At 37.1% G+C, this 9,793-nt stretch carries 8 protein-coding genes and 1 rRNA gene; 5 read left to right on the top strand and 4 right to left on the bottom strand.

The window, feature by feature from the left end; all coding sequences use genetic code 11:
* Window positions 1-4 precede the first annotated feature (4 nt).
* A complete protein-coding gene (locus PTQ27_RS06860) occupies window positions 5-802 on the top strand; it encodes a cysteine ABC transporter substrate-binding protein (protein ID WP_273749453.1) in 798 nt (265 codons plus the stop codon).
* 84 nt (window positions 803-886) lie between these two features.
* Here PTQ27_RS06860 and glmS read toward each other — a convergent pair whose 3' ends face one another.
* The 3 genes from glmS to PTQ27_RS06875 all read right to left on the bottom strand — a co-directional run bounded on the left by glmS (window position 887) and on the right by PTQ27_RS06875 (window position 3,890).
* Window positions 887-2,722: a glutamine--fructose-6-phosphate transaminase (isomerizing) gene (gene glmS / locus PTQ27_RS06865; protein ID WP_273749454.1), complete on the bottom strand. Its 1,836-nt coding sequence runs from the start codon at window positions 2,720-2,722 to the stop codon at window positions 887-889.
* 39 nt (window positions 2,723-2,761) lie between these two features.
* Complete coding sequence (locus PTQ27_RS06870) at window positions 2,762-3,523, bottom strand: DeoR/GlpR family DNA-binding transcription regulator (protein ID WP_273749455.1); 762 nt, start codon at window positions 3,521-3,523, stop codon at window positions 2,762-2,764.
* A 166-nt stretch (window positions 3,524-3,689) separates the two neighbouring features.
* Entirely contained in the window at window positions 3,690-3,890 is a 201-nt protein-coding gene (locus PTQ27_RS06875; RefSeq protein WP_273749456.1) for a YMGG-like glycine zipper-containing protein, read from the bottom strand.
* A 226-nt stretch (window positions 3,891-4,116) separates the two neighbouring features.
* Between PTQ27_RS06875 and PTQ27_RS06880 the strand changes: the two genes are divergently transcribed.
* Genes PTQ27_RS06880 through fbpC form a run of 4 tightly spaced genes read left to right on the top strand, consistent with a single transcriptional unit; the run spans window position 4,117 to window position 9,358 of the window.
* Window positions 4,117-5,151: an ABC transporter substrate-binding protein gene (locus PTQ27_RS06880; RefSeq protein WP_273749457.1), complete on the top strand. Its 1,035-nt coding sequence runs from the start codon at window positions 4,117-4,119 to the stop codon at window positions 5,149-5,151.
* Window positions 5,152-5,182: 31 nt separating this feature from the next.
* Window positions 5,183-6,217 carry an ABC transporter substrate-binding protein gene (locus PTQ27_RS06885; protein ID WP_273749458.1) on the top strand — a complete coding sequence of 345 codons (1,035 nt, stop codon included), beginning with the start codon at window positions 5,183-5,185 and terminating at the stop codon, window positions 6,215-6,217.
* A 21-nt stretch (window positions 6,218-6,238) separates the two neighbouring features.
* Window positions 6,239-8,293, top strand: coding sequence for an ABC transporter permease (locus PTQ27_RS06890; RefSeq protein ID WP_273749459.1), 2,055 nt, complete (start codon window positions 6,239-6,241; stop codon window positions 8,291-8,293).
* A 15-nt stretch (window positions 8,294-8,308) separates the two neighbouring features.
* Window positions 8,309-9,358: a ferric ABC transporter ATP-binding protein gene (gene fbpC / locus PTQ27_RS06895; protein ID WP_273749460.1), complete on the top strand. Its 1,050-nt coding sequence runs from the start codon at window positions 8,309-8,311 to the stop codon at window positions 9,356-9,358.
* 182 nt (window positions 9,359-9,540) lie between these two features.
* Here the strand turns inward: fbpC and rrf are convergent.
* Window positions 9,541-9,656: ribosomal RNA gene (gene rrf, locus PTQ27_RS06900) — 5S ribosomal RNA — on the bottom strand.
* Between the last annotated feature and the right edge of the window lie 137 nt (window positions 9,657-9,793).

Here is a 9,793-nt window from a genome sequence, read left to right on the forward strand (position 1 = left end):
ATCTATGAAACTTAATACAATTATTACCACAGTAGCCATTGCTCTAGGTTTAACTGCTAGCTTACAAGCGAAAGATTTAGCACAAATTAAAGAAGATGGTGTAATCCGCATTGCCGTATTCGGCGATAAACCACCATTTGGTTATATCGATTCAAACGGTAAAAACCAAGGTTTTGATGTAGAAATTGCCAAAGACATTGCTACCGATCTTCTTGGCAGCCCCGATAAAGTAGAATTTGTGCTGACAGAAGCGGCTAATCGTGTTGAATTTTTACGTTCTGACAAAGTGGATTTAGTGCTGGCTAACTTTACGCAAACACCACAACGTGCAGAAGTGGTTGATTTTGCCAGCCCATATATGAATGTTGCCTTAGGTGTGATTTCACCAAAAGATGCCCCAATTACAGATGTCGCCCAACTGAAAGGCAAGACGTTGTTAGTTAATAAAGGCACAACGGCAGATACGTATTTCAGCAAAAATCATCCTGAAATCAAATTGTTAAAATACGATCAAAATACCGAAACTTTCGATGCTTTAAAAGATGGTCGTGGTGTGGCTCTTGCTCACGATAACGCTCTACTTTGGGCCTGGGCAAAAGAGAACCCAACTTATGATGTAGCAATTAGTAGCCTTGGCGAGAAAGAAAATATCGCCCCTGCGGTACAAAAAGGTAATCAAACATTACTGGATGCAGTAAACCAGTCAATTGCGAATTTCAAAACTAACGGTAAATTAAAAGCCGCTTATGAAAAAACACTTGTGCCGGTATATGGTGAAAAAGAAGATTTATTAGCAAAATAAGATTTGCAAAATATCTTTAAAAAATAACCGCTTGTAAAAGCAAAAAACCTTATTCATCACTGAATAAGGTTTTTTCTTAGCTAATTACTCAACCGTTACCGCTTTTGCAAGGTTACGAGGTTGATCCACATCGGTGCCTTTAATTAAGGCGATGTGGTATGAAAGTAGTTGTAATGGCACGGTGTAGAAAATCGGTGCTGTTACTTCATCTACTTTCGGTAATACGATAGTTTTGAAGCCCTCTGTTTCTTCAAAACCTGCATCGTGATCTGCAAAGACATATAACTGACCGCCACGTGCACGCACTTCTTCAATGTTTGATTTTACTTTTTCAAGTAAATCATTTTCCGGTGCAACCACCACAACTGGCATTTCACTATCAATTAACGCTAATGGACCGTGTTTTAATTCGCCTGCCGCATAAGCTTCTGCGTGGATGTATGAAATTTCTTTTAATTTCAATGCCGATTCCATCGCAATTGGGTAGTATTCGCCACGGCCTAAGAATAATGTGTGGTGTTTATCGGCAAAATCTTCTGATAATTTTTCGATTTGCTTATCAAACACTAATGCACTTTCAATTTGTGCCGGTAAGCGTTGTAAAGATTGTACAATGTGATGCTCTTGTTCTTCGCTCATACGACCTTGTAAGCGACCAATCGCCACATTTAATAATAATAAACAAGTTAATTGCGTAGTAAAGGCTTTTGTTGAAGCAACGCCAATTTCCACCCCTGCTTTTGTTAAGAAAGCAAAATCGGATTCACGTACTAATGATGAACTTGCCACATTACATACTGTCATTGCCGCCATATAGCCAGACTCTTTCGCTAAACGAAGTGCCGCTAAAGTATCTGCAGTTTCGCCCGATTGAGAAAGCGTAATCAATAAGCTATTCGGACGTGTAACAAATTTACGGTAACGGAACTCAGAAGCAATTTCCACATCACAACTTACCCCTGCGATTGATTCAAACCAATAGCGTGCAACCATACCTGCATTATAAGAAGTACCGCAAGCCACAATTTGTACGTGTTCCACTTTTGATAAAATTTCCGCTGCATTTGGTGCAATTGCTGAAACATCAACTTTACCGTCGTGAATACGACCATCTAAGGTATTCATAATCGCAACCGGCTGTTCAAAAATTTCTTTTTGCATATAGTGGCGATATGGGCCTTTATCTGCCGCATCTGCTTCAAAGTTACCTTCGTGAATTTCACGCTCAACTTTGTTGCCTTGGCGGTCGTAAATTTCTACTGAACGACGGGTAATTTCTGCCACATCACCTTCTTCTAAATAGGCAAAACGGCGGGTTACACTTAATAATGCTAGCGGGTCTGAAGCTAGAAAGTTTTCGCCAACACCGTAACCGATAACAAGTGGGCTACCTGAACGAGCCACGATTAAATGCTCCGGCTCTTCTTCGTTTAAAACAACGGTACCGTAAGCACCACGCAATTGCACCACCGTTTTTTGCACTGCTTCTAATAATGAAGAAGCTGAACGTAATTCCCACTCAACTAAGTGAGCAATAACTTCGGTATCAGTTTGGGACTGGAATACATAACCACGCTCTTGTAAAACAACTTTTAACTCTTCGTAGTTTTCAATAATACCGTTATGTACAACGGCAATTTTACCGCTACGATGAGGGTGAGCATTGGTTTCTGAAGGCTCTCCGTGCGTTGCCCAACGAGTATGAGCAATACCAGTTCCACCTAATAAAGGCTTAGCTTCTAATGCTTCATCTAATGCTTTTACTTTCCCTACACGGCGTACAATCTGCATTTTCTTTTCATCGGCATTTAATACCGCCACACCGGCTGAGTCATAACCACGATATTCTAAACGATGTAAGCCATCTACTAAGATTTCTGCAATATCACGTTGTGCTACCGCACCAACAATTCCACACATAAATTTACTTTCCTATGTTGTTAAGTTTAAAGATTCTGTTTATTTAGCAATGACCACTTCGACACCCATTTTTTCGATTTGTTCTTTCGTTTCGAAACTTAATTGGTTGTCTGTAATAATTTTTGTGATTTTGCTCCACTCTAATTCAATATTTGGCATTTTCCGCCCGATTTTTTGTGATTCAATAAGCACTATCACTTCTCGGCTAACCTCTGCCATTACTTGACTTAAACCGACTAATTCATTAAAAGTGGTTGTGCCTCGGCTGAGATCTAATCCGTCAGCCCCAATAAATAATTGGTCAAAATCATAAGAACGTAGCACCTGTTCTGCAACTTTTCCTTGGAAGGATTCAGAACGAGCGTCCCAAGTTCCACCTGTCATTAAAACAGTCGGCTCACATTCTAATGCCGTTAATTCTGTCGCTAAATTGAGGGAATTAGTCATTACCACCAAACCCGTTTGATTTAATGCTTTGACTAATGCCCCTGTTGTACTACCGCTATCAATAATGATGCGATTATGCTCTCGAATACAATCACGAGCGGCTTGGGCAATCTGTTTCTTTTGAACTGAAAGTTGTTCATTAAATGATTCCTCCATCATTTCTGATGGGATTTTCACCGCTCCACCATATTTTCGCAATAAAAAACCACTTTCTTCCAAAGCGGTTAAATCTTTACGAATCGTCACTTCTGATGTTTCAAAAAGGGTTGCAAGCTCATCTACGCTTACCTCACTTTGTGATTGCACCATTTGCACAATAAGGTGGCGACGTTGTTGGGTATTACGTTTTGACATTTTACTGCCCTTTCTTTCGTTTCAAAACTTAGAGTATTATAACGAAACCAATAAGAAAGAAAAAGAGAAAAGTTCACTATTACAAAATTTCGACAAAATAAAACCGCTTGTTTGTAAATCTTCCGATCTACACAACAAGCGGTCTATTTTTCTTTATTTTTTACAATTATTTTATTTGGCTACCAATTACACCACCTAAAGCTGCACCACCTAAGGTTGCACCTGTTGATTCGCCAATAGCGTGACCAGCTACTCCACCAACTGCAGCACCAATAGCGGTGTTACGTTGTGTTTCCGTCATATTACTACAAGCTGATACCGTAGCCATTAATGCAACAACACTAAAAACTTTTAAAATAGATTTCATAATCATTCCTCATATTAATAAAACTAGCTAACTTTTGCTAACTACCTTATAAGATTAACTTTACATAAAAAGGTTCAATTTATACCTGAATATAATTAGTTGAATTTATTAAATTTTATTCATCTTAAGAACTTATTCCTTGAACTGTGAGGTTGCTCACAGAATTCAATGCTATTTATTGTTATAGTTAAAATCCTTTCCTTCATAACTATTCAGGGGCATAAATATGAAACTAAAAGTATTATCTTTAGCACTCTCAACATTGTTACTTGGCTCAGTATTCTCTCAATCAGCTTTAGCTGCGGGTCGTCTTGTTGTTTATTGCAGTGCTACCAATGAACTTTGTGAGCAAGAAATCCAAGCTTTTGGTAAAAAACATGATGTTAAAGTTTCTTTTGTGCGTAACGGTTCTGGTAGCACCTTGGCAAAAATTGAAGCGGAAAAAAATAATCCACAAGCTGATGTTTGGTACGGTGGCACCTTAGATCCGCATTCACAAGCAGCAGAAATGGGATTATTACAACAATATCAATCGCCTAATCTTGAGCAAATTATTGAAAAATTTAGAGATCCTGCAAAATTAAAAGGGAACTATTCATCTGTCGTATATATGGGGATTTTAGGCTACGGTGTGAATCTTGACCGTTTAAAAAAATTAGGCATTGAAAAAGTCCCTAGCACTTGGGAAGACTTATTAGACCCACGTTTAGCTGGCGAAATTCAAATTGCAGACCCGCAAAGTTCAGGTACAGCTTATACTGCGATTGCAACTTTCGTTCAACTTTGGGGCGAAGAAAAAGCCTTTGAATATTTCCGTAAATTACATAAAAACATTTCGCAATATACAAAATCAGGAATTACTCCAGCTCGTAATACCGCCCGTGGCGAAACAACTATCGGCATCGGTTTCTTACACGACTATGCGATTGAGAAGAAAAACGGGGCGAATATTGATATGACGGTACCAAGTGATGGTACGGGCTACGAATTAGGCGGTGTGAGTATTCTTAAAGGTGCAAGAAACTTAGATAATGCTAAACTCTTTGTCGATTGGGCTCTTTCAAAAGAAGCACAAGAACTCTCTTGGCAAAAAGGTAATGCATTCCAAGTATTAACCAATACAACTGCTGAAGCATCCCCTTATTCACTTGACCCGAAAGACTTAAATCTGATCGATTACGATTTTGAGAAATATGGTTCAAGCGAAGAACGTAAACGCTTAATTGATAAATGGGTCAATGAAGTAAAATTAGCTAAGTAAGTTTATATAAGATAAGTATCAGGAGAAAATTATGAAATTATCAAAAATAGCTTTATCTCTTTCTAGCCTGTGCCTTGCAAGTTTATTAGCTAGTCCTGAAACTTTTGCATCTCCATCAGGAAGAGTTGTTGTATATTGCAGTGCTCAAAATGTTGTATGTGAAAAGGCTGTTCAAGGTTTCTCGGAAAAATATAACATTAAAGCATCATTTATTCGTAATAGCTCTGGTAGTACATTGGCTAAAATAGATGCAGAGAAAAACAACCCCCAAGCAGATGTGTGGTATGGAGGTCCGTTTGATACCCATTTACAAGCTGTAGAGTTAGGTCTTATTGAACCTTATTCATCCCCTAAATTGGCCGAAGTCCTTCCTAGATTTCAAAAACTAGGTAATGGAAGTAGTTCTGTGGTCTATATGGGGGTTTTAGGCTTCGGTGTAAATACAGATAGATTAAAAAAACTAGGTATTAATGAACTGCCAAAATGTTGGAAGGATTTATTAGATCCTCGCTTAAAACATGAAATCCAATTAGCTGATCCACAAAGCTCTGGTACTGCTTATACTGCAATATCTACGTTTATTCAATTATGGGGAGAAAATTCTGCATTTGATTATCTTAAAAAGCTTCATCAAAATATTTCTCAATATCCTAAAGCTGGTACTGCCCCATCTAGAAACACCGCTCGAGGAGAAACTGCAATAGGAATTGGATTTCTACAGAATTACTCATTTGAAAAAGAAAATGGTGCACCTATTGAGTTAATAGTTCCTTGCGAAGGAACTGGTTATGAGTTAGGCGGTATCAGTATTATTAAAAATGCTCGTAATTTGGAAAATGCAAAATTATTTGCAGATTGGGTAATGTCTAAAGAAGCACAAGAATTATCTTGGCAGAAAGCTCAATCTCACCATATTCCAACAAATATTAATGCAGAGCCATCTCCATATTCTCTTAAACCAGCTGATTTGAACCTTATTAATTATGATTTTGATAAATTTGGTTTAAATGAAGTTCGTAGCAGACTTATTGACAAATGGGTGACAGAAGTTAAATTAGCAAAATAATTATTGTTTTATGGAGGCTGTATGAGGGAACAGACACAAATATTAAAAGGTAATATAATTTGGATTTTCTTGTCATTTATCGGTTTTATAATATTACCGACAATGACACTACACTATGGTATAACAGATTCTACTGCAGACGAAATTTATGCTGCAATGGGATGGAGTAAACCAAATTTAAGTTGGGCTTGGTTCGGTTCTCTACTAATTTTACCGATAATTACTTATTTATCAAAAGATAAGAGTGAATCAAATCAGGGAAAGCTTGAATTAATATCCATTTTGGCTATCTTTTCCTTTGTATTTGTATCGGCAATTCTCCAAAAATTCAGCCTTGGATATTCAATTTTCATATTAGTAGTATCACTGGTTGCTCTCGCAACAAATGCATTGGCTAAAATGAAATTTATGCAAGGGGATAAATTTATTATTTTTTCCCTTCTCAGCATAATATTACTTATTTTCTTCTTTATTGTTTATCCAACATTTGCGATTTTTCTTTCTATGTTTTATAACGGCTCGGAATTCGTTCCGAGTCAAGTTTTCAATATCGTAAGCAAACCTTACGTTCTACGTATTATTACAAATTCATTAAGCGTAGCATTTACTATTGGGATTTTATCTACACTATTTGGATTACTTTTTGCTCTTTATACTACAAGAATTGCAAAACGTACTGCTGTAATAGGTAAAATATTCTCTATCTTACCTATTGTTACACCACCATTTGTTGTTGGGCTTGGTGTTACTTTAATGCTTGGTCGCTCAGGCTATGTAACATCATTTTTAGTTGAGTATTTTGGGTTTAGTAGTAACTGGTTATATGGTTTTACTGGAATAGTAATAGCTCATACATTAGCTCTTACTCCAATGTCATTTATGATCTTAGAAGGAGCATTAAAATCTATCCATCCTTCTATTGAGGAAGCATCTTACACGTTAAGATCTAACCGTTATCAGACATTTTTTAATATTATTTTCCCTCTATTAAAACCTGCACTAGCTAATTCATTCTTAGTTGTTGCAATTCAATCTCTGGCTGATTTTAGTACCCCATTGGTTCTTGGGGGTAGTTTTGATGTTATTTCATCACAGATTTATTTCTATATTGCAGGTTCCCAATTAGATTATGCTTCTGCGAGCACACTAGGAACTATATTACTTATTTTTTCTTTAGCTATCTTTGTTATTCAATATTGGTGGATAGGAAACCGCTCTTACGTTACGGTCTCGGGCAAATCATATCGGGGAGATGTGCAAGAGCTACCAATAACTTTAAAATACATCACAATTTTCACTTTGGGTTTTTGGGTTATTTTTAATGCTGTTTTATATGGAAGCATATTCTACGGTAGCTTTACTAAAAACTGGGGGGTAGATTATAGTCTAACATTAGATAATTACATTAACCTATTCGGACAAGGTTTTAGTGATGGAGCTTGGCCATCTTTAATTCAAACTGTTATTTTTGCAGCAAGTGCAGCTCCTATTACAGCTATATTTGGTCTGCTTATAGCCTATATTACTGTGAGACGAGATTTCAAAGGTAAAAAAACCCTAGAATTTTTAACATTGCTTTGTTTTGCTGTACCTGGTACGGTAGCTGGTGTTTCTTATATCATTGCGTTTAATGATGCTCCTATCTATATTACCGGAACAGGGTTAATTATTGTTTTATCAATGGTAATGCGTAATATGCCTGTTGGTATGCGTGCTGCTGTGGCGGGATTAGGCCAACTAGATAAATCCCTTGATGAAGCCTCTCTCTCTCTTAAAGGAAGTTCATTTAAGACCATAATCTATATCGTATTCCCTTTACTAAAACCAGCTCTACTTTCTGCTCTGGTTACTAGCTTTGTGCGTGCGATGACAACAGTTAGTGCAATCGTATTTTTGGTTACGGCGGATACGCGAGTAGCCACTTCCTATATTTTAAATCGCGTGGAAGATGGCGAATATGGTATTGCTATTGCCTACGGCTCTATTCTGATTGTCGTAATGATGGCTATTATTTTAATTTTTGACTGGATTGTTGGTGATACTCGCATTGCCCGTTCCAAAGCGAAAAAGATGTAAATAAGGATAAGAACAATGCAACAAAATGATTTCTTAGTATTAAAAAATATCACTAAATCTTTCGGTAAAGCAACCGTTATTGATAATCTTAATCTCTCTATTAAAAAAGGCTCAATGGTAACGCTACTCGGGCCTTCAGGTTGTGGAAAAACGACCGTCCTTCGATTAGTAGCAGGATTAGAAAATCCAACTTCTGGTCAAATATTTATTGATGGCGAAGATGTTACACAAAGCTCTATCCAAAACCGAGATATTTGTATCGTATTCCAATCTTATGCATTATTCCCACATATGTCGATTGGCGATAACGTCGGCTACGGCTTAAAAATGCAAGGTGTGGCGAAAGAAGAACGCTTAGCACGTGTAAAAGAAGCTTTAGAATTAGTGGATCTTGCAGGCTTTGAAGACCGATTTGTTGATCAAATCTCAGGCGGACAGCAACAACGTGTTGCCCTTGCTCGAGCTTTAATTCTCAAACCAAAGGTATTACTTTTCGATGAACCTCTAAGTAACCTTGATGCTAACTTACGCCGCTCAATGCGTGAAAAAATTCGTGAATTACAACAGCGACTTAATATAACATCGCTTTATGTTACCCACGATCAATCCGAAGCCTTCGCCGTATCAGACCAAGTTATCGTAATGGATAAAGGTGTGATTAAACAGCAAGATACCGCAAAAATGCTTTACTTACAGCCAAATTCATTATTTTTAGCGAATTTTATGGGGGAATCGACAATCTTACCGGCAATAAAAACCGATAATCATATTCAGATTGGAAACTTCTATTTCACGCTTGAAAATGCAGAACGCTTTAATGTGCCAAATGGGGATTGTTTAGTCGGTATTCGCCCAGAGGCAATTCAATTGAAAAACACAGGAGAAGAGAGCCAACATTGCCAAATTAAACACGCTGTTTATATGGGAGCACATTGGGAAATTATTGTGGAATGGCAAGGCAAAGAAATTATGGTAAATCTAAACCCTGATCAATATGATGAAGCCCAATCTGAATTCTATATTCATTTAAGCTCCAAAGGGATTTTCTTACTAAAAAGTGAATAAAGCTTTATTATAACTTAAAGCTTATTTTAAAACCTTACCGATATAGTAGATAAAATTGCTTTTATCTACTATATTAATCTCAGAATATACAAAACATATTAGAGTCTTAGGTCTATTTTTCTATTCCTCTTACGCTACAAAAAACAAAACCCCAAGTATCTCTACTCAGGGTCTATTATTCAATCTGGCGATGTCCTACTCTCACATAGCGAAACACTACACTACCATCGGCGTTACTGCGTTTTACTTCTGAGTTCGGAATGGAGTCAGGTAGCACCACAGCACTATGGTCGCCAGAATATTCGGTTAATAATCAATGACTTTCTCTCGCCATCAATCATTCTTTATTTCTATTTATTCTTTATTCTTCAATCTAAAATCCAAAAACAAGCTAAAAACATTTGAGTGTTGTATAATTAAGCCTCTCGGGCAATT

Origin of the sequence: Mannheimia cairinae, assembly GCF_028649535.1 — a bacterium.
Classification (GTDB): Bacteria; Pseudomonadota; Gammaproteobacteria; order Enterobacterales; family Pasteurellaceae; genus Mannheimia; species Mannheimia cairinae.